Here is a 579-nt window from a genome sequence, read left to right as displayed (position 1 = left end):
CTCTCAATCATTTACCTAACGAGCCTCTATACGCACTGCTTGGTGCTCTTGAGCATGTCGACTTACAAGAACGACTAGCGCAGCGTATCGCAGAAAAAGCGCAGCAAGAGATTCACAGCACAGAACCAGATTTGTTCTTGCTATCGGCATTAACTCGCGCGTTAGCAGGCGCTCCAACTGAAGTCTCTTTACCAGTACTAGAAGCGATTTTGCAAAGCCCTCGTTTAAGTCACCAAGAAGTACTGATCGGCATTGCGGGACGAGCATGGCATCTTCTTTCTGATGCAAAAATCGCTGAACAATTTTTGCTGCGACTCGCACAAACAGGCAATCAAACCCTGTTCAATCAATTATTTGCCGATTTAGTTATGCTGCCAGAACTAAGAATGGTATTGCTACCTTTGCTGCACTCTAGCCCATCGGAAGAGCTAGCCACTGCACTCATCAAATTGCAGCAAGCCACAAAGGGATAAGAAAGGATTAAGGATGATAGGAGATCTACTGGCAATACTTGGACTGTGCTTTTTCTGTTTTCTATTTTGGCAACAACGACGTCAATCTGAGTTAGCCAAAGTTGCC

1 protein-coding gene and 1 pseudogene are annotated in these 579 nt (G+C 45.3%); both read left to right on the top strand.

Going from position 1 to position 579, the window contains the following annotated elements:
• A partial coding sequence (locus R7Z77_RS27175; RefSeq protein ID WP_318137281.1) for a DUF3549 family protein occupies positions 1–473 on the top strand: 473 nt, incomplete at its 5' end.
• A 13-nt stretch (positions 474–486) separates the two neighbouring features.
• Positions 487–579 (top strand): annotated as a pseudogene (locus tag R7Z77_RS27170) (DUF3301 domain-containing protein); the annotation flags it as partial.

Source organism: Vibrio sp. 1401, from assembly GCF_033340295.1.
Note: the sequence above shows the minus strand (reverse complement) of the source record. Positions and strands in the feature narration are given on the sequence as shown.